Below are 23,494 nucleotides of genomic sequence, written 5' to 3'. Positions count from 1 at the left end.
TCCAGCGCAAATCCTTGCAACCCTGCTGGTCAAACCCCCGCATCGAACGCCGCCATCAGGTGTTTTGGAAGATGTTTCGGCGCGATCAGGACCACGTCGAAGCGCATCTCGAAATTCGCGTGCTCGGGATGGGTCATCAGCCAGACCTGCGCGGCGGCGACAATGCGCTGCTGCTGTTGCGGGGTGACCGAATACGCCGCGTCGTCCAGCGATGCGCGCGCCTTGACCTCGACAAAGGCCAGCAGGCCGCGCCGGCGGGCCACGATGTCGATCTCGCCGTAAGGCGTGCGAAACCGCCGCGCCAGAATGCGATAGCCTTTCGCGATCAGGTAAGCGCTGGCCTTGCTCTCGGCGGAGAGGCCGGTCTGAAACGCCGCGACGCGCTCCGGTGCGGGCGTTTTTCCCGGACGGTCCCCGGACGCCGAACTCTTGGGCGCCGACTTCTCGGGCGCGATGGTGCCACGGCGCTTGAGCGTTCGCTGCGGCGGATCGCTATTCTCCGTCATCGCCGCTCCGCATGTCTTTCGACAGTTCGAGCGCGCGGGCATAGACGTCCCGCTTCGCGCGGCCCGATGCGTCGACCGCCTGTGCCACCGCATCCTTCACACTGCCGCTCGCCAATGCGGCACGCAACAGGGTGTCCAGCGCCGCGTCATCCATGCCGGCGTCTGCCGCGGGCGGGGCGATCACCAACACGAATTCACCGCGGGTTTCGAGCGTGTCCGAGATCGCGGCAAGCTCCGGTAGCGGCGCGCGGCGGACTTCTTCATGCAGCTTGGTCAATTCGCGGCAGATTGCAGCATCACGCGCGCCCATGATGCTGGCGAGATCGTGCAGGCAGTCCTGCACCCGCGCGCCGCTTTCAAACATCACCAATGTCGCATCGATGCGCGCAAGCTCGGTGATGCGGGTGCGGCGGGCGTTCTGCTTTGACGGCAGAAAGCCCTCGAAGAAAAACCGGTCGGTCGGCAGCGCCGCCACCGACAGTGCCGTCAGCACCGACGACGGGCCGGGCAGCGCGATCACCGGAAAGCCCGCCGTGCTCACCTCGCGCACCAGCTTGAAGCCCGGATCGGAAATCAGCGGCGTACCCGCATCCGAGACCAGCGCGATGGACGATCCATTCGCCAGCGCTTCCAGAATCTTCGGCCGCGCCTGTTCGGCGTTATGCTCGTGATACTGTTTCAGCGTCGCGTTGATGGAGAAGCGTTCCAGCAGCCGCCGCGTGATCCGGGTGTCCTCGCAGGCGATGATGTCCACACCTGCCAGCGTCTCCAGCGCGCGCAGGGTGATGTCACCGAGGTTTCCGATCGGCGTCGCCACCAGATAAAGCCCCGGCGCGGCCTTCGACGCGCCGATGAGGTGTCCTGCCACCACAAAGCTGCGCATGGACTCGCCGGGTTCGGATGAAGCGGAAAAAGATTTGGCACGCATGTCGGTAACCTAGCGCGGCAAAGCCGCGGCGTCTTGTTCGCACCTGCAATAGCTGTTCATGTCCGGTTGTGCTTGACTGTGTGAAAAGCCTTTGATCCGGTTCGCTTATAGCCGACAATATGCCCGAATCCTCTTCCAGATGTGTCCGAGGATCAATGCCCGGAAGAGAAACGATGGTTGCGCAAAATTCCCCCAAGCCTTCCCGCAGCGGAGCGACTCGCCGCAGCGCCGTGGGTCTGATTCTGGGCGCGCCGCTTGTCGCCGGCTGTGCCGGCGGCATGTCATCGTTTTCCGGAGGCGAGCAACCGGCCGGTCCGCCGCAACAGCCGACATCGGTGGGCAGCGGTCAGGTCAAGGTCGGTCTGCTGTTGCCGTTGTCGGCGGCCGGCAATGCCGGCGCAGCCGCGCAGTCGATGCGCAACGCGGCCGAACTGGCGCTGGCTGAATTCCAGAACCCGAACATCCAGCTCCTGATCAAGGATGATGGCGGCAACGCAGCCGGTGCGCAGCAAGGCGCACAACAGGCGGTGGATGAAGGCGCCGAGATCATTCTCGGGCCGCTGTTCGCGCAGTCGGTCCCCGGCGCGGCGCAGGTCACGCGCAACCGCGGCATTCCGATGATCGCGTTCTCGACCGATTCGAGCGTCGCCGGGCGCGGCGTGTATCTTCTGAGCTTCCTGCCCGAATCCGATGTGAGCCGTATCGTCAGCTACGCGGCGGGAACGGGCAAACGGTCCTTTGCGGCGTATCTGCCGGAAAACGCCTATGGCAATGTGGTCGAGGTCGCGTTCAAGCAGGCCGTGGCGCGCAGGGGCGGACGCATTATCGCATTCGAGAAGTATGGTGCGGATCGCACGCAAGGCTCCGCGGCCATCGTGCAGTCTCTGGCGAGTGCGGATTCCCTGCTGCTGGCGGATGATGGCGACACGCTCACCGCGGTCGCGGACCAGCTCGTCTCAAGCGGCGCCGACTTCAAGCGCGTGCAACTGCTCGGCACGGGCCTGTGGGACAATCCGCGCGTGTTCGGCAACGTCAATCTGCGCGGCGGACTTTATGCAGCGCCGGACCCCTCGGGCTTCCGCAGTTTCTCCGCGCGCTATCGCGCCAAGTACAGCGGCGATCCGGTGCGGACAGCGACACTGGCCTATGACGGCGTTGCGCTTGTCGCGGCGCTGGCGCGCACCCAGGGCGGCCAGCGTTTTGCGCCGGACGTTCTCACCAATCCGTCGGGCTTTGCCGGAATCGACGGGCTGTTCCGTTTCCGCAGCGACGGCACCAACGAGCGCGGCCTTGCGGTGATGCGGGTCGGCGCAACCGGCGGCGTGGTTGCCGCAGGCTCGCCGAAGAGTTTCGGGGCGTAATTTCCCCTCTCCCCTTGTGGGAAAGGGTGCCCGAACGAAGTGAGGGCGGGTGAGGGGTAAGCGCCTCATCGCTATGTTGGCAACCCCTCACCCGGCTCAGTTTCGCGATGCTCAACTTCGCCACCCTCTCCCACAAGGGGAGAGGGGAAGAGAAACTAAGCCGCCAGATCCGCGACCACGGCGTCGAGCACCGGGAATCCCTGCATGGTCACGCGCACGCGCCCGTCGGGATCGACGGTAATCGCGCCCTCATCCCGCAGGATTTCGATCCGCCGCGGATCGAGCGCGCGGCCGGACAGCGCCTTGTAGCGCGCCGGGTCGATGCCTTCGGCGAGGCGCAATCCCATCAGGAGATACTCGTCGGCGCGCTCCTCGCTGTTGAGCAGGTCGTCGCCGATCACGCCATGGCCCTGCGCCTCGACCCGCATCAGCCAGGTCTCGGGCCGCTTCTCGGTGGCGACGGCGTGACGGATGCCGTCGATATCGAGACGGCCATGGGCGCCCGGCCCGATGCCGGCATATTCCTGGCCGCGCCAGTAGACGAGATTGTGCTTGCACTCGGCGCCCGGCCGCGCGTGATTGGAAATCTCATACGACGGCAGGCCGAGCTTTGCGCACACCTCCTGGGTCACGTCATAAAGCGCGCGTGCGACAGCCTCGTCTGGAATCTTGAGCTTGCCCGCCGCATGCAATCCGAAGAACGGCGTCTCCGGTTCGATGGTGAGCTGATAGAGAGACAGATGCTCGGCGGCTTCCGCCACCGCGAGCTTCAACTCGTCTTCCCACATCCGCGGCGTCTGGTCGGGCCGCGCATAGATCAGGTCGAATGAGTAGCGGTCGAATGCCGAGCGCGCGATGGCGACGGCATCGAGCGCTTCGCGTGCAGTGTGCAGCCGTCCGAGTGCTTTCAGCGAGGCATCGTCCAGCGCCTGCACGCCGAGCGACACACGATTGACGCCGGCGGAGCGGTAACCCTTGAAGCGCGTGGCTTCGACGCTGGTGGGATTGGCCTCCAGCGTTACCTCGACGTCGCGGGCGACGCTCCAGTGCTTGGCGATGGCGTTGAGAATTGCGCCGACGGTTTGCGGCTGCATCAGCGATGGCGTGCCGCCGCCGAGAAAGATCGAGGTAACTTCACGGCCGGGCGTGCGCGCGGCGGTGGTTTCGATCTCGCGCTCGAAGGCGCGGGCGAAGCGAAACTCGTCGATCGGCGCATGGCGGACATGGCTGTTGAAGTCGCAGTAGGGACACTTCGACAGGCAGAAGGGCCAGTGGACATAGACGCCGAAGGCTTCTTTCGCGGCGGTGCTCATGTCAGGCACATCTCCGCGAGTTTCACGAAGGCTTTCGCGCGATGGGACAGGCCCATGCCGTGCGGCGGCAGGCCATGCTTCTCGATGCTGGTCATCTCGCCGAAGGTGCGGCCGTGGCCGTTCGGCAGAAACGCCGGATCGTAACCGAAGCCGGCAGTGCCGCGCGGCGGCCAGACCAGCGTGCCGTCGACGCGCGCCTCGACATCTTCGAGATGTCCGTCAGGCCATGCGACACAGAGCGCCGAAACGAAATGCGCGGTGCGCTGCGCAGGTTCTTTCGCGCCGCGCTCTTGCAGCAGACGTTCGATCTGCGTCATCGCGGCCAGGAAGTTTTTTTCTTCGCCCGCCCAGCGTGCCGAATAGATTCCCGGTTGCCCATCGAGCGCGTCGACCACGAGGCCGGAATCGTCGGCGAAGGCGGGAAGATTGGTCGCGTTCGCGGCGGCGATCGCCTTGATGCGCGCGTTGGCCTGAAACGTGCTGCCGGTCTCAATCGGCTCCGCAAGACCGAGCTCCCCCGCCGACACGGCTTCGATGCCATACGGCGCAAGCAGTTCGCGCATCTCGGCGAGCTTGCCGGGATTGTGGGTCGCGATCACAAGGCGGCCGGTGATTCGGCGATGATCACTCATGCGCAATGCTTATCCGTGAAAGGCGTGGTTGGAAGCCTTAAATCAGGCCACGGCCATCTTTTGCAGATCGACAAGGCGGGCGATGCCCTTCTTGGCCAGCGCCATCAGATTCAGGAACTCGTCCTGCGAGAACGGTGTCTTCTCTGCGGTGCCCTGCACCTCGATGATGCGGCCATCGCCCGTCATGACGAAATTCGCGTCGGTCTCGGCTTCTGAATCTTCCGCATAGTCGAGGTCGAGCACCGGGGTGCCGTTATAGATGCCGCAGGAAATCGCAGCGACGTTGTCACGCAGCACGTTGTCGTTCTTGAGCATGTTGCGCGCCTTCATCCACTGGAGGCAGTCGGCCAGCGCAACCCATGCGCCGGTGATGGATGCAGTGCGGGTGCCGCCGTCGGCCTGGATCACGTCGCAGTCCACGGTGATCTGGCGTTCGCCCAGCGCGACGAGGTCGACGGTGGTGCGCAGCGAGCGTCCGATCAGGCGCTGGATTTCCACGGTGCGGCCACTCTGCTTGCCGGCGGCGGATTCGCGGCGCATGCGTTCATGGGTGGCGCGCGGCAACATGCCGTATTCGGCGGTGACCCAGCCGCGGCCCTGGCCTTTCAGCCATGGCGGCAGGCGGTCTTCCAGCGTCGCGGTCACCAGCACATGGGTGTCGCCGAATTTCACCATGCAGGAACCTTCGGCGTATTTGACCACACCGCGTTCCAGCGTGACGGGGCGCAGTTCGTCGGGCGCGCGACGGCTTGGCCGCATGAAAACCTCCTGAAATTCCGGGAAACCTTGATTTGGTGGTGCTTTTAGGGGGTTGGGACAGCAGCGGCAAGGGCCATGGGGCGACCATATCCCGTCATTGCGAGCGAAGCGAAGCAATCCACCTGTGAGGAAACTGGATTGCCTCGTCGCTATGCTCCTCGCCATGACGCCGAACTTGTACAAACCGGCTTGTCATGATGCCGGACGATGGACAATTGTAGAGGTCTCAACCCCGTCTGGAGCCCGAATTGGCCCATCACGAGCCGACAGGTCATCTGATCACGCCGAATGCCGGGCTGGCGCAGCTCAACGAACGGTCGCGCGATATTTTTCGGCAAATCGTCGAGAGTTATCTGGCCACCGGCGAGCCGGTCGGTTCGCGCAACATCTCGCGTTTGATCACCATGCCGCTGTCGCCGGCCTCCGTGCGCAATGTGATGTCGGATCTTGAGCAGTTGGGTCTGATCTACGCGCCGCACACATCGGCGGGCCGCCTGCCGACCGAACTCGGCTTGCGGTTCTTCGTCGACGCCCTGATGCAGGTCGGCGATCTGACCGAGCCCGAGCGGCAGTCGATCGAACAGCAGCTCAAGTCCGTCGGCGGCGCGCCGTCGGTGGAAGCGGCACTCAGCGAAGCGCTGACGCGGCTGTCGGGATTGACGCGCGCAGCCGCCGTGGTGCTGACGCAGAAATCCAATGTGCGGCTCAAGCATATTGAATTTGTGCGGCTGGAGCCGACGCAGGCGCTGGTGGTGCTGGTGGCGGAAGACGGCCAGGTCGAGAACCGCGTGTTGCCATTGCCGCCGGGCGTGCCGTCGTCGGCGCTGACCGAAGCGTCGAATTTTCTCAATGCGCGGATTCGCGGCCGCACGCTGGCGGAAGCGCGCAGCGAGCTTGAAGCCGCGCTGACGCAGGAGCGCAACGAACTCGATCAACTGACGCAGAAGGTTGTGGCTGCCGGTATCGCGAGCTGGTCCGGCGGCGCCAGCGAGGAGCGTCAGCTCATCGTGCGCGGCCACGCCAACCTGCTGGAAGACCTGCATGCGATGGAAGATCTCGAGCGGGTGCGGCTCCTGTTCGACGATCTTGAAGCCAAGAAAGGCGTGATCGACCTCTTGGGCCGTGCCGAGCGCGCGGATGGCGTGCGCATCTTCATCGGCTCGGAAAACAAGCTGTTCTCGCTGTCGGGTTCCTCGACCATCATCGCGCCGTACCGCGATGGCGCGGGGCAGATTGTCGGCGTGCTCGGGGTAATCGGACCGACCCGGCTGAACTATGCGCGGGTCATTCCGATGGTCGATTACGCGGCCCGGATTGTCAGCCAGTTGGTCGGCAAATAGCGCTTCACGCTTGATTTTCGGCGCCTAAAGCACGATATGCGGGCTAATAATCCCACATTGACGACGACGATTGCTGAAAAGGTGAGTAATGGCCAATTCCAACGGGCAAAAGGAACCGCAGGACGGAGCGGCGCCGGAGGCGGCGAACGATAAGGAGCCTGTGGTCTCAAAGCCTTACGTGATGCCTGACGATCCGGATGAAGGATCGGTCGAGGCGCTCACAAAGGAAGTCGCCGAGGCCAAAGACCGCACGCTTCGGACGCTGGCGGAAATGGAAAACCTGCGCAAGCGCACGGCCAAGGAAGTGTCCGACGCGCGGACTTACGGCATTACCGCGTTTGCACGCGACGTACTCGACATCGCCGACAATCTGCAGCGTGCGCTGGATGCGGTTCCGGCGGAAGCGCGCGAGGCCGCCGATGCCGGTCTCAAGTCGCTGATCGAAGGCGTGGAGATCACCGAGAAATCGCTGCTCAAGGCGCTGGAGAAAAACGGCGTGCAAAAGCTCGATCCGCTCGGCGAGAAGTTCAATCCGAACTTCCATCAGGCGATGTACGAGGTGCCGGATTCCTCGGTGCCCGCTGGCACCGTGGTGCAGGTCGTGCAGGGCGGTTACACCATCGGCGACCGCGTGCTGCGTCCGGCGCTTGTCGCGGTCTCCAAGGGCGGCGCGAAGAGCTGATCGCCGGCCGCGCCGGATTTTGCGAAAGAGCCAGAAGACTGACCTCGTCATTGCGAGGAGCGTCAGCGACGAAGCAATCCATTGTTTGTGGAAGATGGATTGCTTCGCTTCGCTCGCAATGACGACCAACAGTGACCCGATCAGCGTGGATCGATGCCGTCGCGCACCGCGCGGAAACGTGGAAACGCCTTCGGCCATTCCTCGCGCGTCGCGCTGGCGATGATCCGCAGCGAGCTGCCGCCGCCGAACCGCAGCCATTGCACCACGGTGACCGGCGTGTCGTTCTTTCCGGCGACCGCATCAATTCGCGTTTCATAGCCCGGGGTGCCGTCGATCCGCATCGGCTCGTTCGAGGTGATCCGCGCATTGCGGATGCCCGGAATGGTGCGCGCGGCCTGTTCGGCAAAGCGCCCGCGGTCATCCGCCTTTTCCGGCCCGGCCGTGGTGAGGCCAATCACCATATAGGGCGCGCCGTCGAGCGTGGTGTCCTCGGTTCCGTCGGTCAGCAGGATCGTGGCGCGCGGCGCCAGGGTGCGGACCGTCTTGAAGCTGCTCAGTTCGCCGATCTTGAACGGCATCAGGCTGAGTTGTTCCTCGACCGGCACCTCGCCCCGCAGCTTCGCCGAAGCCAGCATCTTGCGCATGGCCTCGTCGGAGATCGGCTTGGCTGCGTCCTCGCGGGCCTGCGCGATGATGTAGCCGGTGAACTTGTCGCCCGCGATGATGACCGAATACATCTTCACCGTGGTCGCGCCGTCCTTGCCGGTATCCGACGTGATGAAGGCCTTGCCGGCGGCGGTCTCGAACTGTTCGGGCTTCATCCCGGTGGGCGACGGCTTGCCCTCCTTCACGGCGGTCTCGACCGTGGTGAAGGCTTCGGCGGGGATTTCAGCGACCCCGATCTTCACTTTCTTGTCCTCGGATTCGAATCCCAGAAATTCCTTCGCCGCGGCAAGCCCTTCGGCGGGCACAAGGCCGACGCGCGAGCCGGAGGGGAACACCGGATCGGCGGCAAGGGCCGGGGAGGCGATGATGAGGGAGGTAAGGACGAGGGCGCGGACAATGATTTTCATGAACCCTGACTGCTGTCGTATTGAGGCCGTTCAATGGTCGGACCCGGCGGGGTGGAGCCGGGTCGTGCGAGGGCCCGACTGTTTCTGCGCCGGGCCAACAGATCAAGGGCCGGATCGTTGCAAATTGACGCAACGGGCTTGATCGCCGGGACCCATGGCCGGAGCGGAAAATTCCATTTTCCCGGCTGTTTACAAGGGCCGGTCCTTGCGGCCCCATGCCCCCCTCCTATATGAGGCGAAGCGTCGCGACGTCGCGAACATTTGATGTCTTGGGGGTTGGGATTGGAGCGCCGACAGGGCCCTGCCAGCCTGCCGCAAAAGGAAGGACGAAAGACCATGGGAAAGGTCATTGGGATCGATCTCGGCACCACCAATTCGTGCGTGGCCGTGATGGACGGAAAATCACCGAAAGTTATCGAGAATGCGGAAGGCATGCGGACGACCCCGTCCATTGTCGCCTTCACTGACGACGGCGAACGCCTCGTCGGCCAGCCGGCCAAGCGCCAGGCGGTCACCAATCCGGAAAACACCATCTTCGCCGTCAAGCGCCTCATCGGCCGCCGCTACGACGATCCGACGGTCGAGAAGGACAAGAAACTTGTCCCCTACAAGATCGTGAAGGCATCGAACGGCGACGCATGGGTCGAGGCTGACGGCCAGACCTACTCGCCCTCGCAGGTTTCCGCTTTCATTCTGCAGAAGATGAAAGAGACCGCGGAAGCCCATCTCGGCCAGAAGGTCGATCAGGCGGTCATCACCGTTCCGGCCTACTTCAACGACGCCCAGCGTCAGGCCACCAAGGACGCTGGCAAGATCGCCGGCCTTGAAGTGCTGCGCATCATCAACGAGCCGACCGCGGCTGCGCTGGCCTACGGTCTCGACAAGACCAAGAACGGCACCATCGCGGTGTACGATCTCGGCGGCGGCACCTTCGACGTCTCGATTCTGGAAATCGGCGACGGCGTGTTCGAGGTGAAGTCCACCAACGGCGACACGTTCCTCGGCGGTGAAGACTTCGACATGCGTCTCGTGGGCTATCTGGCCGACGAATTCCAGAAGGAGCAGGGCATCAACCTGCGCAACGACAAGCTGGCCCTGCAGCGCCTGAAGGAAGCCGCTGAAAAGGCCAAGATCGAGCTGTCGTCGACCACGCAGACCGAAATCAACCTGCCGTTCATCACGGCGGATGCGTCGGGTCCGAAGCATCTGACCATGAAGCTGACCCGCGCCAAGTTCGAGGCGCTGGTGGACGATCTGATCCAGAAGACCATCGAGCCGTGCCGCAAGGCGCTCAAGGATGCCGGCCTGTCGGCAGCCGAGGTCAACGAGGTCGTTCTGGTCGGTGGCATGACCCGCATGCCGAAGGTGCAGGAAGTCGTGAAGCAGTTGTTCGGCAAGGAGCCGCACAAGGGCGTCAACCCGGACGAAGTGGTTGCGATCGGCGCAGCTATTCAGGCCGGCGTGCTGCAGGGCGACGTCAAGGACGTGCTGCTGCTGGACGTCACGCCGCTCTCGCTCGGCATCGAAACGCTGGGTGGTGTGTTCACGCGCATCATCGAGCGCAACACCACGATCCCGACCAAGAAGAGCCAGGTGTTCTCGACCGCCGAGGACAATCAGGGCGCGGTCACCATTCGCGTGTTCCAGGGTGAACGCGAGATGGCGGCGGACAACAAGATGCTCGGTCAGTTCGACCTGATGGGCATTCCTCCGGCGCCGCGCGGCATGCCGCAAATCGAGGTCACCTTCGACATCGACGCCAACGGCATTGTCAACGTGTCGGCGAAGGACAAGGCGACCAACAAGGAACAGCAGATTCGCATTCAGGCATCCGGCGGACTGTCTGACAGCGACATCGAGAAGATGGTCAAGGACGCCGAGGCCAACGCGGCCGAGGACAAGAAGCGCCGCGAGGCGGTCGACGCCAAGAACCATGCCGACGCGCTGGTGCATTCCACCGAGAAGGCGCTGGCCGAGCATGGATCGAAGGTCGGCGAAGGCGATCGCAAGGCCATCGAGGATGCGCTGGCCGATCTGAAGGAAGCCTTGAAGGGCAGCGACGCTGAAGCCATCAAGACCAAGACCAATACGCTGGCGCAGGCTTCGATGAAGCTGGGCGAAGCGATGTACACGCAGCAGGCCGAGGCAGACGCCGCCAAGGATGCCGCGAAGGACGATGTCGTTGACGCCGAGTTTACCGAGGTCGACGACGACAAGAGCGGCAAGAAGTCCGCGTAACCGCGTAAGCGAAAGCCTCCCCCTCAAGGGGAGGCTCTTCGCGGCCAACCAACACTCTCACATCCAGACTCGCATGACCCAGATCAGCCATGTCTAAGGCCTGTTATTACGAGACGCTGGAAGTCGAACGTTCTGTCGATGAAGCCGGCCTGAAATCCGCCTTTCGCAAGCTCGCCATGAAATGGCACCCGGACAAGAATCCGGGGGACCCTTCCTGTGAACACAAGTTCAAGGAAATTTCCGAAGCCTACGAGATTCTCAAGGACGGCCAGAAGCGCGCCGCCTACGACCGCTACGGGCATGCCGCGTTCGAGCATGGCAATGGCGGCGGCAACGGCCATGGCTTCGGCGCAGGCTTCGCCTCATCTTTCTCCGACATTTTCGAGGACCTGTTCGGCATGGCCGGACAACGCGGCCGCGGCGGCCGCGAGCGTGGCGCGGACCTGCGCTACAACATGGAAATCACGCTGGAGGAAGCGTTCACCGGCAAGACCGCACAGATCAGCATTCCGGTCGCGGTGACCTGCGAGACTTGCTCCGGCACCGGCGCCAAGGCCGGCACCAAGCCAAAGGTCTGTTCGATGTGCGGCGGCGCGGGCCGCGTCCGCCAGGCACAGGGCTTCTTCACACTGGAGCGCACCTGTCCGGGCTGTCAGGGCCGCGGACAGATGATCGAAACGCCGTGTGCCTCCTGCTCCGGTCAGGGGCGGGTGCAAAAGGAGCGCACGCTGTCGGTCAACATTCCGGCCGGTGTCGAGGATGGCACCCGCATCCGTCTCGCCGGCGAGGGCGAGGCAGGCGTGCAGGGCGGTCCTGCGGGCGACCTCTACATTTTCCTGTCGCTGGCCGCGCACAAGTTCTTCCAACGCGACGGCGCCGACCTTCATTGCCGCGTGCCGGTGTCGATGGTGACCGCGGCCATGGGCGGCGAATTCGATGTGCCGACCATCGACAAGGGCAAGACCAAGGTGAAGGTGCCTTCAGGCACCCAGTCCGGCCGCCGCTTCCGCGTGGCGGGCAAGGGCATGCCTGTGTTGCGTTCCCGGCAGACGGGCGACATGTACGTCCAGGTCGTGGTTGAAACCCCGCAGAACCTCACCAAAAAGCAGAAGGAACTGCTGGCGGAGTTTGAAAAACTCTCGTCCGGCGACACCCAGCCGGAAGCGGCGGGTTTCTTCAAGATGGTCAAGGATTTCTTCGGAACCCGCGCCAATTAGCCCCGGCTGCCGCCGGCGCGGCGTTCTTGACGCTTTTTGCTTGCGTCGGTACCCCATTGTGAAGGAAATTTGACGTCTCGCTCCGCCCTGGGGCTCTGTTGGAAGTATCATGGCTCCCCAATCCACTGCGCGTGTGTTGAAAAAGCCGCTTCGTCTCGACGACGAGGTCCGTTTTCTCCGCTCATGGATTGAAAAGCCGCTCCACATGGGCGCGGTGATGCCCTCCAGCAAGGCGCTGGCGCGCACCATGGCGCGGTATGTCGATCCCCATTCCGATGGCCCCGTGATCGAGCTTGGTCCCGGCACCGGCGCGATTACCGATGCGCTGCTCGCCCATGGCATTGCCGAGAAGCGGCTGGTGCTGGTGGAATTCGATCCCGGCTTCTGCGCGCTGCTGCGGGAGCGCTATCCCCATGCCAACGTGATCCAGGGCGACGCCTACAGTCTCGACCAGACGCTGGCGGACCTGAAGAAACCGGCCTCCGCGATGGTGTCGGGCCTGCCGCTTGTAACCAAGCCGATGCTGGTCCGCCTCAAGCTGATGCGCGATGCATTCCAGAAGATGGAAGCGGGCGCGCCCTTCGTCCAGTTCACCTATTCGGTGGCCCCGCCGATCCCGAAATCCCTGCCCGGAATCCATACCCAGGCTTCGGAGCGGATCTGGATGAACCTGCCGCCGGCGCGGGTGTGGGTCTACCGCAAGGGCTGAGGCACGAACCGGCTTTCCCTGATCCTGAAAACGCTTTAAGTGCTGACCCTATGGCCGCACTGAAAATCCTTGTCATCCCCGGCTCGCTTCGCACCGGCTCGATCAATGCGCGGCTGGCCGCCGTGGCGGTCAAGGAACTGGCGCTGCTGGACGTCGATGTCACGCTGATTTCGCTCGCCGATTATCCGCTGCCGATCTACGACGGCGACATCGAAGCGAAATCCGGCGTGCCCGCCAACGCCGTCAATCTCAAGCGTATGATCGGCGCGCATCACGGCGTCTTCATCGTCAGCCCGGAATACAATTCCTCGGTGCCGCCGCTTCTCAAGAACGCCATCGACTGGGTGACGCGGGTGCGCGACCGCAACGAGACCTTCGGTCAGGTGTTTCGCGAGCGCGCCTTCGCAATCGGCGCCGCGTCGGACGGCAAGTTCGGAGGCTTGCGCGTGCTGATGGCGCTGCGCCAGATCCTCGCGCTCGGCTGCGGCGCGACGGTGGTGCCGAAACAGATGGGCCTGTCATTCGCCGATCAGGCCTTCGATGAGATGGATCGCCTGAAAAATCCCGCCGACGCCGAACTGCTGCGCGGAACCCTGCATCAGTTGATCGACGTCGCCCAGCAAATGATGTGAGGCACCGTGAAACCAGCCCATGTTGACACCCGCGACCGGCTGATCGTCGCGCTCGATCTCTCCAGCGTCGAGGCTGCAGAAGCGCTGATCGACAGGCTCGGCGACAGTGTGACCTTCTACAAGGTCGGCTACCAGCTCGGTTACGCCGGCGGCCTCGCGCTGGTGCCGAAACTCGCCGCGCGCGGCAAGAAAGTGTTCGTCGACTTCAAGCTGCACGACATCGGCAACACGGTTGCCAAGGGCATCGAGAGCATTGCGAAGCTGGGCGCGACCTTCGCGACCGTGCATGCCTATCCGCAAACCATGAAGGCCGCGGTCGAAGCGCGCGGTCCTTCGCTGAAAATTCTCGCGGTCACGGTGCTTACCTCCTACGACGAGGACGATCTGCACGCAGCGGGCTACCGGCTCGGCGTGTCGGATCTGGTCGAAGCGCGCGCGCTGCAGGCGCAGGCGCTAGGCGTCGACGGCCTGGTGTGTTCGGGCGAGGAAGCCGCCACCGTGCGCGGCATTGTCGGCCCGCAGATGGCGCTGGTGACGCCGGGCATCCGCCCCGCGGGAAGCGCGGTGGGCGACCAGAAGCGCATCATGACGCCCGGCCGGGCGATTGCTGCGGGCGCCGATTATCTCGTGGTCGGCCGTCCGGTGGTGGAGGCAGCAGACCCGAAAGCGGCGGCGGACGCGATCGTCGCGGAGATTGCTGAAGCAGGCGGATAATCAAGAAAGGGAAGCAACAATGGCCAAGGGTTACTGGGTGGCGCGGGTCGATGTGCATGATCTTGACGGCTACAAGCGCGATTACGTCGCCCATAATGGCGCGGTGTTCAAAAAGTACGGCGCGAAGTTTTTGACGCGCGGCGGGGCCTATGAAGCCTTTGAGGGGCCGTCACGCTCGCGCAATGTCGTCATCGAGTTCAAGGACTATGCGACCGCGCTCGCCTGCTACAAGTCGCCGGAATATCAGGAACTGATCAAAGCGCGCGCGCCGCATTCCAAGGGCGAGATCGTCATCATCGAAGGCTATGACGGCGAACAGCCGTAAAATTATCTTCCCATCCCGTTCTCGGGCACGATCAGCGGCACGAAGCCGAACACGTTGCTGCTGTCGGGATCGACCACGACGCGCACGGCATGCACCAGCGTGTCGCCGTAGACCATCAGCTTGTTGACGCCGGGGATCGGCTTGCCCTTGCTGTTGCGCAGCGGCGCGATCGAGAAATAGTGTTCGTCGCCATGGATCAGCAGCACCGGCTTGCCGAATGATCTTGCGCCGGCCTCGATGGCGTCGAGCGTGTTGGTGAAGCCGGACTGTCGCGGCATCGCGCCGTTGGGAAAGCGCGATTCGTCGAACTCGGCCTGCACGAACATCACAATGGCTTTGGCATTGTCGGCCTTCGCCTTGGCAAAACTCGCATCGATCCAGGCGACATTGGCCTTGTCGCGGGCGAAGAACTCCTGCACGCCCTCGGGATCGTGCGCCTCGAAACCATTGTTCGAGCCAGGCACATGCGCGGTGAAGAACATGACGCCGTTCTTCGCAAAGCGCGTGTTCTCCACATAGGTTGAGAATTCCGGCATCAGTTGCGCCTGGCTCTCCACAGCGAGCGGCGACTGGCCAAGCGACTTCGCAGGGTTCGCGAAAAACATCTCGCGCAGCTTGGCGAGGCGCTCGCGCGGATTGTAGCCGCCCGCCGCCTTGCGGTGACAGTCGAGCCACTCGTTGTCGCCGATGGTGTAGACCAGCGCGCCCTGAAGCGTCTGGATCTGGTCGTAGCTCTTTTTCAGAACCTCGTCGCTGCAGGGTAGATTGCCGGACTTGATATCGCCCATGTGCAGCGTGAAGGCGGGTTTGAGCGCGTTGATCGCGGCGATCAGCCGGTCGAACTTCGTGTAGTCCTCCGGCAGGTTGTAGGGCATGTCGCCCAGCGCCACGAACGAGAAGGCATTGTCTCCGCCGATCCGCTCTGCCGCGGACACCGGCGCGGGCGAGGCTGCGATAGCAAGGATCAGGGCAAAGGCCGGGAGCAGCAGACGCATGGGGTGTCCTTGTTAAAATCCCTCAATAGGCCGCGTGCGTGACCCGGGCATGACTCCGGGCTGAGGCAGCCGCGCGGTGGCGCGCGGTTGCCGCCGTGACTTCCCGCCGCTATACCGCCAAAAGCAAGTTCTGAAACGGGTTTTGAGGGCTGGAAATGGCCGATATGCGCCTGATTGTTGCGGGGGCCGGAGGACGGATGGGCCGGGCCCTGATCCGCGCCATCGACGAGACCGACGGGGTCACCCTTGTGGGCGCGCTGGAAGCGCCGGGGTCCGACCTGCTCGGCAAGGACGCCGGCCTGCTTGCCGGACTTGCCGGCAATGGCGTTGAACTGTCCGGCGACCTCTGGGCCATGTCGAAGGATGCCGACGGCATTCTCGACTTCACGGTGCCGGCCGCGACCATCGCCAATGTCGCCATCGCGGCCCAGCGCGGCATCGTTCATGTCATCGGCACCACGGGCCTGTCGGCGTCGGACAATGCGGTGATCCGCAGCGTCGCCTCGCAGGCCGTTGTCGTGCAGTCCGGCAACATGAGTCTTGGCGTCAATCTGCTCGCGGCGCTGGTCAAGCAGGTGGCGAAGTCGCTGGATGAGGATTTCGACATCGAAATTCTGGAGATGCATCATCGCCAGAAGGTCGATGCGCCGTCCGGCACCGCCTATCTGCTCGGTCAGGCAGCCGCCGAAGGGCGCGGCATCAATCTCGATCAGCGTTCGGTGCGCGCGCGTGACGGCTATACCGGCGCACGCAATCCCGGCGATATCGGTTTCGCGACCTTGCGCGGCGGCACCGCCACCGGCGATCACACCGTGATCTTCGCCGGACCCTATGAGCGCATCGAGCTGGCGCACAAGTCGGAAGACCGCATGATCTTCGCGCGCGGCGCGCTGAAGGCGGCGATGTGGGCAAAGGACAAGAAGCCGGGCTTCTACACCATGGCCGATGTGCTCGGCCTTGGCGCCTAGGACAATTCTACACCGGCGTCATTGCGAGCGGAGCGAAGCAATCTATCTTCCTTGAAACAGAAAAGATGTGGATTGCTTCGTCGCAAGCGCTCCTCGCAATGACGATGTCAACGTCTAACGACTGGATTGAACGAATGAGCGAACGTCTTCTTGTGCTGGTGCGTCACGGCCAGAGCGAATGGAATCTGAAGAATCTTTTCACCGGTTGGAAAGACCCGAACCTCACCGACCTCGGCGTCAAGGAAGCCATCGCCGCCGGACGCAAGCTCAAGGATGAGGGCCTGTCGTTCGATGTCGCGTTCACGTCCGATCTGACACGCGCGCAGCGCACGCTCGATCTCGCGCTGAGTGAAATGGGCCAGAGCGGCATTCCGGTCACGCGCAATCTCGCGCTGAACGAGCGCGACTACGGCGATCTGTCCGGCCTGAACAAGGACGATGCCCGCGCCAGGTGGGGCGAGGAACAGGTGCTGATCTGGCGCCGGTCCTATGACGTGCCGCCGCCGGGCGGCGAAAGCCTCAAGGACACGCTGGCGCGCACGCTGCCTTACTATGTGCAGGAAATCCTGCCCGGCGTGCTGCGCGGCGAGCGCACGCTGGTCGCGGCGCACGGCAATTCGCTGCGTGCGCTGATCATGGTGCTGGAAAAGCTGACGCCGGACCAGATTCTCAAGCGCGAACTCGGCACCGGCGCGCCGGTGGTTTACCGCCTCAACGCGGATTCGACGGTGGCGTCGGTGAAGGATCTGGCGGGGTAATTCTTCCCCTCTCCCCTTGTGGGAGAGGGTGCCCGAGCAACGCGAGGGCGGGTGAGGGGTTCGTGCTCAAGCGAGGAAATAACCCCTCACCCGGCTCAGTTTCGCTCCGCTCAACTTCGCCACCCTCTCCCACAAGGGGAGAGGGAAAGAAAGATTCACCGGTCGATAGATCACTCCCCCGCCGCCTGTCCGCTTTCCCAACCGAGCATCGCGCGCTTGCGAGTGATGCCCCAGTGATAGCCGGTGAGCGCGCCGCTCTTGCCGAGCACGCGATGGCAGGGCACGACGAACGAAATTGGATTGCGGCCCACCGCCGCGCCGACGGCGCGCGACGCTTTCGGCGAATTGATCCTGCAGGCGACATCCGAATAGGTCGAGGCGCGGCCCATCGGAATTTTCAGCAGCGTCTCCCACACCCGCACTTCAAAGTCGGTGCCGATCAGCACCACGCGCAGCGGCTGGTCCGCGCGCCATTGTGTTGAATCGAAGATGCGTTTGGCGAACGGCGCGGTTTCCGCGAACGATTCGATATAGGTCGCCAACGGCCAGCGCCGCTGCATGTCGGCCAGGGCCGGCATTTCTTCGCCCTCATCGGCAAACGCAAGACCCGCAAGGCCGCGCTCGCTGGTGATCACCACAGCCATGCCGAACGGCGAGGGATGAAAGCCATAGCGCAGCACCATGCCTTCGCCGCCCTTCTTCCATTCCCCGGGCGACATGGCTTCGTGGGTGACGAACAGATCATGCAGCCGCCCCGGCCCGGACAGACCGGAGTCGTAGGCGGCATCGAGCACGCTGGCGGAATCACGCAACAGGCGCTTGGCGTGATCCAGCGTCAGCGCCTGCATGAAATCTTTCGGTGTGAGGCCGGCCCAGCGGCGGAACAGATGATGCAGCTCGTCGGGCGTCAGATGTGCCGCGTCCGCCATCGCCTCGATGGTCGGCTGTGTGCGCCATTGTTCGGAGATGAATCCGATCGCGCGGCGCACGGAGTCGTAGTCGCGCAGCGCCGCGCCCTGTTTGGAAGGGCGCGCGAGATGCAGATCGTCGAGGGAGAACTCTTTCATCGCGTTGGTCATCATGAAGGCATCCGTTATGCGGTGTCCATCATGATCTAGGCCGCCTGCGGCGGCGCAGCCACCCGTTTCCTGTTTTCGTCAGGTTACCGGATTGTAGGTCGGGCCGCGCTTGGCGGTGGTGAGCGCGGCTTGCAAGGCGCTGGCGAAACTTGCCTTTTCATCCGGACCAAGGAACCCGCCGACGGACAGGCGCCGCCCGCGCGATACCAGATAAAGTTTCTCGATGCCGAACTCGTCGTCTTCCTTGCGCTCGAGCTGCACCCACATCGGATTGAGCGTCCATTCCATCGCATGGCCGCGATGGCTGACACGCCGGACGTAAATTTCGTACGGCGTCACCACGATGTCCTCGGTGGCTTTGGCGTGGCGGAAGTTCAGCTTGAACGCCCAGTAGATGATCAGGACATCGAGGCCGAAGAATCCGAACACCGGCCATGCGCCCATCAGCAGGAACGCGACGCCCGCCGCGAAGCTCACAATGGTGACAAAGATCATCAGCGCCATGAAGCCATTGCGGTTCAGCGAGCGATGCGGCGTCAGCCGCGCGCTGAACAGCACGGTGTCGGCGATCTGCCGGTGGTGATCGAGATCGTTGTCGCTCATGGGAGCCACCTTAACGCATTTTCGGCGCGACCGCCGCCAAAACCTGTTCCCACATTTCCGGATCGTGCCTATACCGGGATCATGGCAAAAAAGGCGATCCCGTCCCGTTCAAAATCTCCGGCAAAACGTCCGGCCACGCGAGCGCCCAAGGCAGCGAAATCGGGATCGGCAAAGCCAATAAGGAAAAAATCGGCCAAGCCGAAACCCTGGACCGAAGCCGAGGTGATCGAGGCGTTCACTCGCTTTCAGCGCGCCAATCCGGAGCCCAAGGGCGAACTGGAACATCTCAATCCCTACACGCTGCTGGTGGCGGTGGCGCTGTCGGCACAGGCGACCGATGTTGGCGTCAACCGGGCGACCCGGCATCTGTTTCCGGTGGCGGATACGCCGGAGAAAATGGTGGCGCTCGGCGAGGAGAAGCTGCGCGACTATATCAAGACCATTGGGCTTTACCGGACCAAGGCGAAGAACGTCATCGCTCTTTCAGAACAGTTGATCGCGCTTCACGGCAGCGAGGTGCCGCGCGACCGTGCGGCGCTGGAGGCGCTGCCCGGTGTCGGGCGCAAGACCGCAAATGTGGTGCTGAACATCGCATTCGGCGAGCCGACCATCGCGGTGGACACCCATCTGTTTCGCGTCGGCAACCGAACCGGATTGGCACCCGGCAAGACGCCGCTGGCGGTGGAGCTTGGATTGCTCGCGATCGTGCCGCCGCAGTTCGCGCGGCATGCGCATCACTGGCTGATCCTGCACGGACGCTACACCTGCATCGCGCGCAGGCCGCGCTGCGAGGTCTGCATCATCAACGATCTCTGCCGCTGGCCGGAGAAGACGGTGTGATCTTCACCTTCTCCCCGCGTGCGGGGAGAGGTCGGATCGTGAAACGATCCGGGTGAGGGGCATCTTGAGATGCCCATGCAAGCCCCTCACCCCGACCCTCTCCCCGTAAGAACGGGGCGAGGGAGAAGGGTTCACACGCTCGGCACACCGGTCCGCCGCATCGGCTCGAGCAGTTCGGGCCGCGGGCCGGACAGCCTCTTGTGCATGTGGACCATGAAGGCCATGCCGAACAGCGGAGTCGCCAGATTCACAATCGGGATCGACACGAAGGCGGCGATGAACAGTCCCGCCGTGAACACAGCGGCGCTGTTCTGCCTGCGTAGCAGTTTCGCTTCTTCCGGCGTGCGGAAGCGCATCGCGGCGAGTTCAAAATATTCGCGACCCAGCAGCCATGCGGTGGCGATGAAGAACACGATGAAGCCCGCGCCTGCGAACAGCACGAAGGGCAGCGCGACGATGTAAACCAGAACAGTCAGAAGCGCCGTCTTGGCGCCTTCCGTGATGGCGAGCCCGATCGGCAGCGCCTTGCCCGGCATTTCTGCGGGATAGTGCTCGCGCTCGACAATGTCGGCGACGTCGTCAACGAATACGCTGGCGACCAGCGAGGTGATCACCGGCATCAGGAACACCGCGCCGACCACGATGCCGAGTCCGGCCGCGATCGAGACGATCCACGAAATGATGGTGATGAGGGTGTGATAGTCGGAGCCGGCCATGGTCTCCGCCCAGACCTCGCCAGATCCGGCGAGCCAGCTCAGCAGCCGCTGCAGGCTCACGGCGGTCACGACAATCAGCACCAAAGCAAGGCCGACGGACTTCCATAAAATGGCGCGCATCGGCTGCGACAGGATCTGGGACAGCGCCTTGGTGGCGGCGTCGAGCATGGGTCTTCCCTCCATCAAACCCGGCGAGAGTTAAGTACGGGAAGTGTGTCTGGCAAGTGGTGATCTTGCAGCATGTCGTCCCGGCGCAGGCCGGGACCCATAACCACTGAATTCACGTTGTCGATGATTGTTGCAACGTTCTTTGCCTGTACGCCGTATAGGGCTGATGGGTCCCCGCCTTCGCGGGGACGACATCCCGGATTTATCCGCTCCGCTCGAGGTCGGAGTCCTGCTCAGGCAACGAGTTCGGACGACGGCTTGCGTTCCGTCTGATCCTGCTCAAACGCCGCAACAGGCGCGAGCGGTGCCTCTGGCGTTTGGAAGACTCCCTCTGGAAAGGGATCGGTCTCGTCCGCCACCTCCGGGGACGGCCTGGTCGTGTCGGCCCAGTGCAGGGCCGTGTAGTCGAAGCCGCGGACGATGGTCGGCTTGACGATTTCAAAATAGGGCGAGATGTCAAAATCGCGCGGCATGTAGAGCGAGGAATCGCGGATGTGCAGAATCTCGCGCCGCGCCTGACGGCTGGCCGCCTGCGTGATCTTGGGCAGGATCGGATAGCGCACTGCGCCGAAGGCCTGTGCGATCAGCGCCGAGCAGATGATCTTGGTCGGATCGCCCGAGCCCAGCGCGATCATGCGCCGCCGCCAGCGCTGCGGGATCGGCAGCGGGATGAGAAAGCGCATCAGGTCCAGAATGTTTTTTGTGTCGTAGCCGAAGCCGATGCGGTTGATCGCATAACGGCAGACGGTGGTGCGGTCCTCGTAGGACAATCCGACCGGGCGGCAGATGCGGGTGTGATAGGAAAAGTATTTCGACAGCGGCGCGGAGGTGACGCCTTCGCCGATATTGGCTTCGATCAGCACATGCTGTTCCCCATCGGGCTCACTCGCGCCGTCGACCGGGCCGACATACAGCGCCGCGTGCGACCATGTGGACTGGGTGAGGTACTTGATGATGCCGGAGACGCGGTTGTTGCCTTCGACCAGCAGCACGTCGCCGGGTTCGATCAGCCCGCGCAGCCGCTCCGGATCGCTTGGCGTAAACGGTTCATAGCCCGGAACCTCTTTCTGGAGGTAACCGGCAATGATCTTGCCGACGGTATCGAGTACGAAGCCCATGGGTTCTTCCCCCCGAGCGGCGCATTCCGGCCGCTTTCTTGTTGGCTTGTTTTGCCTTGACCCAGTTTGGTCGAAAGCAATTTCAATTTAGTTCATGCGTCAAGAGCGCAGCTCATCAAACATTCACCATGACCGTTGCCGGAAGCCTCATGATACGGCAATTTCGCCCCGCACCCCCGTTTTTGGTCGAATTCTGGAAACCATGACATGACAATTACCCGGCGCGACCTCCTGGCCGGCTCATCCGCGGTGATGGCGTCGTCGTTCATGGCGCGTGCCTTCGCCGCACCCCTGCCGCGTGATGCCGAGGTGGTTGTGATCGGTGCCGGTACCGCTGGCATCGCCGCGGCGCGCCGCATCGCGGCCGCCGGCCGCAAGGTGGTGGTGATCGAGGCGGCCTCCGCCATCGGCGGGCGCTGTGCCACCGACACATCCGCGTTCGATGTACCGTTCGACCGGGGCGCACGCTGGCTTTACAATCCGGACAGCAGCCCGATCGCAAAACTGGCGCGCGGCGCCGGGATGGACTTGATGCCGGCCCCGCGTGGCCAGCGTATCCGGATCGGCCGCCGCAATGCGCGCGCGGGCGAGGCTGAGGATTTTCTCGCCACCCTGGTGCGCGCCAACCGCGCCATCGGCGACGCCGTGCGCGGAAAGGCCGATATGCCGGCGGCGGAGGGGTTGCCGAAGGATCTCGGCGTCTGGGCCGGCACCACGGATTTCGTTCTCGGCACGCAGCCGACGGGACGAGACCTGAAAGGCCTTTCCGCGCTCGATCTTGCAGCCATGGCGCCGCGCGACAATCCACTGGCGTGCCGTCAGGGCCTGGGCACATTGATCGCCAAACTCGGCGATGGTCTTTCCGTTGTGCTCGCAACGCCGGTGACGCGCATCGCGTGGAGCGGCAAGGACGCGCAGATCGAAACATCGGCGGGCACCATGACTGCGAAAGCCGTGATCCTGACGGCATCCACCAACGCGCTGCTCTCGGGCAAGATCAGGTTTTCTCCGGAACTGCCGAAGCGCCAGCAGGATGCGGCGTCGAAGCTGATGCTCGGCAGCTACGATCACATCGCGCTTGAACTGCCGGGCAATCCGCTCGGCTTGTCGCGTGACGACATCGTGATCGAACAGAGCGCGGACCGCGCGACGGGATTCCTGCTTGCCAATACCGGCGGCTCGTCGCTGTGCCAGGTCGATGTCGCCGGATCGTTCGGCGCGGACCTGTCGGCGAAGGGCGAGGCGGCGATGGTGGCCTTTGCGTCGGAATGGCTGACCAAGCTGTTCGGCTCCGACGTCAAGGCCATGGCCAAACGCACCACGGCAACACGCTGGAACGACATGCCCTATGTGTTCGGCGCGATGTCGGCACCGTCTCCGGGCGGCCAGCTTGCGCGTAAGGTGCTGATGGAGCCGATGGGCAGCGTATTCTTCGCCGGCGACGCCGTTCATGAAACCCAGTGGGGCACCGTCGGCGGCGCGTGGGAAAGCGGCGAGCGCGCGGCGGAGGCGGCGCTGCGCAAGATCGGCGCGCTCAAGGCCGCGCCGGTCGCGGAAGCCCCCGCGAAGAAGAAGCGGACGCGCACCCGCGCGACGGCGGAGCCGTTGCCAACAGGCCCGCGCGGCGTGCTCTGGCCGCGGAATTGATGTTCGTCGTTGACCTGAATTCTTCCTCGATATCGCATCAGGCGAGATCGGCTCCCTCTCCCCTGTGGGGAGAGGGTGGGGTGAGGGGCTCTCAATCTATCGAGAGATTCTACGCTCTCACCCGCCCGTCTTCGCTCGCCATGCGAGCTTCACCGGGCCACCTCTCCCCACGG

Annotated in this window: 24 protein-coding genes; 13 read left to right on the top strand and 11 right to left on the bottom strand. The window is 63.7% G+C overall.

All coding sequences use genetic code 11. From position 1 onward, the window contains the following. Positions 1 to 29: 29 nt before the first annotated feature. On the bottom strand, positions 30 to 506 hold the full coding sequence (locus tag HMPREF9696_RS14915) for a YraN family protein (RefSeq protein WP_002713865.1): 477 nt from the start codon (positions 504 to 506) through the stop codon (positions 30 to 32). Continuing rightward, entirely contained in the window at positions 493 to 1,434 is a 942-nt protein-coding gene (gene rsmI, locus HMPREF9696_RS14910; protein WP_002713864.1) for a 16S rRNA (cytidine(1402)-2'-O)-methyltransferase, read from the bottom strand. The genes HMPREF9696_RS14915 and rsmI overlap by 14 nt, the downstream gene beginning before the upstream one ends. Positions 1,435 to 1,607: 173 nt before the next feature. On the opposite strand from rsmI, the gene HMPREF9696_RS14905 reads away from it, so the two are divergent. Next, positions 1,608 to 2,795, top strand: a complete 1,188-nt coding sequence (locus tag HMPREF9696_RS14905) for a penicillin-binding protein activator (protein ID WP_002713863.1) — start codon at positions 1,608 to 1,610, stop codon at positions 2,793 to 2,795. 155 nt (positions 2,796 to 2,950) lie between these two features. Here the strand turns inward: HMPREF9696_RS14905 and hemW are convergent, their stop codons facing one another. The 3 genes from hemW to rph are packed head-to-tail and all read right to left on the bottom strand — an operon-like array spanning position 2,951 to position 5,499. Continuing rightward, positions 2,951 to 4,108 carry a radical SAM family heme chaperone HemW gene (gene hemW, locus HMPREF9696_RS14900; protein ID WP_002713862.1) on the bottom strand — a complete coding sequence of 386 codons (1,158 nt, stop codon included), beginning with the start codon at positions 4,106 to 4,108 and terminating at the stop codon, positions 2,951 to 2,953. Next, the gene (rdgB, locus tag HMPREF9696_RS14895; RefSeq protein WP_002713861.1) at positions 4,105 to 4,740 is read right to left on the bottom strand and encodes an RdgB/HAM1 family non-canonical purine NTP pyrophosphatase; all 636 of its coding nucleotides are present in this window, start codon (positions 4,738 to 4,740) and stop codon (positions 4,105 to 4,107) included. The genes hemW and rdgB overlap by 4 nt, the downstream gene beginning before the upstream one ends. A 42-nt stretch (positions 4,741 to 4,782) precedes the next feature. Next, complete coding sequence (gene rph / locus HMPREF9696_RS14890) at positions 4,783 to 5,499, bottom strand: ribonuclease PH (RefSeq protein WP_002713860.1); 717 nt, start codon at positions 5,497 to 5,499, stop codon at positions 4,783 to 4,785. A gap of 248 nt (positions 5,500 to 5,747) precedes the next feature. Here rph and hrcA point away from each other — a divergent pair, with 248 nt between their 5' ends. Both hrcA and grpE read left to right on the top strand, forming a co-directional pair. Continuing rightward, positions 5,748 to 6,839, top strand: coding sequence for a heat-inducible transcriptional repressor HrcA (gene hrcA, locus HMPREF9696_RS14885; RefSeq protein WP_002713859.1), 1,092 nt, complete (start codon positions 5,748 to 5,750; stop codon positions 6,837 to 6,839). Between the two features lie 88 nt (positions 6,840 to 6,927). Continuing rightward, complete coding sequence (gene grpE, locus HMPREF9696_RS14880) at positions 6,928 to 7,521, top strand: nucleotide exchange factor GrpE (protein WP_002713858.1); 594 nt, start codon at positions 6,928 to 6,930, stop codon at positions 7,519 to 7,521. Between the two features lie 140 nt (positions 7,522 to 7,661). On the opposite strand, the gene HMPREF9696_RS14875 is transcribed toward grpE, so the two are convergent. Then, positions 7,662 to 8,594 carry a hypothetical protein gene (locus HMPREF9696_RS14875; RefSeq protein ID WP_002713857.1) on the bottom strand — a complete coding sequence of 311 codons (933 nt, stop codon included), beginning with the start codon at positions 8,592 to 8,594 and terminating at the stop codon, positions 7,662 to 7,664. 336 nt (positions 8,595 to 8,930) lie between these two features. On the opposite strand from HMPREF9696_RS14875, the gene dnaK reads away from it, so the two are divergent. From dnaK to HMPREF9696_RS14845, 6 genes are all read left to right on the top strand, one after another. Further along, positions 8,931 to 10,832, top strand: a complete 1,902-nt coding sequence (gene dnaK / locus HMPREF9696_RS14870) for a molecular chaperone DnaK (protein WP_002713856.1) — start codon at positions 8,931 to 8,933, stop codon at positions 10,830 to 10,832. A gap of 89 nt (positions 10,833 to 10,921) precedes the next feature. After that, complete coding sequence (gene dnaJ / locus HMPREF9696_RS14865) at positions 10,922 to 12,049, top strand: molecular chaperone DnaJ (protein ID WP_002713855.1); 1,128 nt, start codon at positions 10,922 to 10,924, stop codon at positions 12,047 to 12,049. Positions 12,050 to 12,158: 109 nt separating this feature from the next. Further along, positions 12,159 to 12,758 (top strand): class I SAM-dependent methyltransferase, encoded by a 600-nt coding sequence (locus HMPREF9696_RS14860; RefSeq protein WP_002713854.1) that lies wholly within the window; start codon positions 12,159 to 12,161, stop codon positions 12,756 to 12,758. A gap of 50 nt (positions 12,759 to 12,808) precedes the next feature. Further along, positions 12,809 to 13,390 carry an NADPH-dependent FMN reductase gene (locus HMPREF9696_RS14855; protein ID WP_002713853.1) on the top strand — a complete coding sequence of 194 codons (582 nt, stop codon included), beginning with the start codon at positions 12,809 to 12,811 and terminating at the stop codon, positions 13,388 to 13,390. A 6-nt stretch (positions 13,391 to 13,396) separates the two neighbouring features. Then, positions 13,397 to 14,104 carry an orotidine-5'-phosphate decarboxylase gene (gene pyrF / locus HMPREF9696_RS14850; protein ID WP_002713852.1) on the top strand — a complete coding sequence of 236 codons (708 nt, stop codon included), beginning with the start codon at positions 13,397 to 13,399 and terminating at the stop codon, positions 14,102 to 14,104. A 19-nt stretch (positions 14,105 to 14,123) separates the two neighbouring features. Further along, positions 14,124 to 14,429, top strand: coding sequence for a DUF1330 domain-containing protein (locus tag HMPREF9696_RS14845; RefSeq protein WP_002713851.1), 306 nt, complete (start codon positions 14,124 to 14,126; stop codon positions 14,427 to 14,429). Between the two features lie 2 nt (positions 14,430 to 14,431). On the opposite strand, the gene HMPREF9696_RS14840 is transcribed toward HMPREF9696_RS14845, so the two are convergent. Then, complete coding sequence (locus tag HMPREF9696_RS14840; protein WP_002713850.1) at positions 14,432 to 15,424, bottom strand: hypothetical protein; 993 nt, start codon at positions 15,422 to 15,424, stop codon at positions 14,432 to 14,434. Between the two features lie 155 nt (positions 15,425 to 15,579). Between HMPREF9696_RS14840 and dapB the strand changes: the two genes are divergently transcribed. Further along, positions 15,580 to 16,392, top strand: a complete 813-nt coding sequence (gene dapB, locus HMPREF9696_RS14835) for a 4-hydroxy-tetrahydrodipicolinate reductase (RefSeq protein ID WP_002713849.1) — start codon at positions 15,580 to 15,582, stop codon at positions 16,390 to 16,392. 134 nt (positions 16,393 to 16,526) lie between these two features. Beyond that, positions 16,527 to 17,150 carry a 2,3-bisphosphoglycerate-dependent phosphoglycerate mutase gene (locus tag HMPREF9696_RS14830; RefSeq protein ID WP_002713848.1) on the top strand — a complete coding sequence of 208 codons (624 nt, stop codon included), beginning with the start codon at positions 16,527 to 16,529 and terminating at the stop codon, positions 17,148 to 17,150. A gap of 170 nt (positions 17,151 to 17,320) precedes the next feature. On the opposite strand, the gene HMPREF9696_RS14825 is transcribed toward HMPREF9696_RS14830, so the two are convergent. Together HMPREF9696_RS14825 and HMPREF9696_RS14820 are read right to left on the bottom strand one after the other, a co-directional pair. Beyond that, a complete protein-coding gene (locus tag HMPREF9696_RS14825; protein WP_002713847.1) occupies positions 17,321 to 18,232 on the bottom strand; it encodes a methylated-DNA--[protein]-cysteine S-methyltransferase in 912 nt (303 codons plus the stop codon). A gap of 75 nt (positions 18,233 to 18,307) precedes the next feature. Next, complete coding sequence (locus tag HMPREF9696_RS14820; RefSeq protein WP_002713846.1) at positions 18,308 to 18,832, bottom strand: DUF2244 domain-containing protein; 525 nt, start codon at positions 18,830 to 18,832, stop codon at positions 18,308 to 18,310. Between the two features lie 81 nt (positions 18,833 to 18,913). Between HMPREF9696_RS14820 and nth the strand changes: the two genes are divergently transcribed. After that, positions 18,914 to 19,672 (top strand): endonuclease III, encoded by a 759-nt coding sequence (nth, locus tag HMPREF9696_RS14815; protein WP_002713845.1) that lies wholly within the window; start codon positions 18,914 to 18,916, stop codon positions 19,670 to 19,672. Between the two features lie 131 nt (positions 19,673 to 19,803). Here nth and HMPREF9696_RS14810 read toward each other — a convergent pair whose 3' ends face one another. Next, on the bottom strand, positions 19,804 to 20,556 hold the full coding sequence (locus tag HMPREF9696_RS14810; protein WP_002713844.1) for a sulfate transporter family protein: 753 nt from the start codon (positions 20,554 to 20,556) through the stop codon (positions 19,804 to 19,806). Positions 20,557 to 20,789: 233 nt separating this feature from the next. Then, complete coding sequence (locus HMPREF9696_RS14805; RefSeq protein WP_002713843.1) at positions 20,790 to 21,674, bottom strand: YiiX/YebB-like N1pC/P60 family cysteine hydrolase; 885 nt, start codon at positions 21,672 to 21,674, stop codon at positions 20,790 to 20,792. Between the two features lie 207 nt (positions 21,675 to 21,881). Here HMPREF9696_RS14805 and HMPREF9696_RS14800 point away from each other — a divergent pair, with 207 nt between their 5' ends. Further along, positions 21,882 to 23,321 (top strand): flavin monoamine oxidase family protein, encoded by a 1,440-nt coding sequence (locus tag HMPREF9696_RS14800; protein WP_002713842.1) that lies wholly within the window; start codon positions 21,882 to 21,884, stop codon positions 23,319 to 23,321. Positions 23,322 to 23,494: the final 173 nt, after the last annotated feature.

Source organism: Afipia clevelandensis ATCC 49720 (assembly GCF_000336555.1).
GTDB classification, from domain to species: Bacteria; Pseudomonadota; Alphaproteobacteria; order Rhizobiales; family Xanthobacteraceae; genus Afipia; species Afipia clevelandensis.
This window is presented reverse-complemented; position numbering and strand designations above follow the sequence as displayed.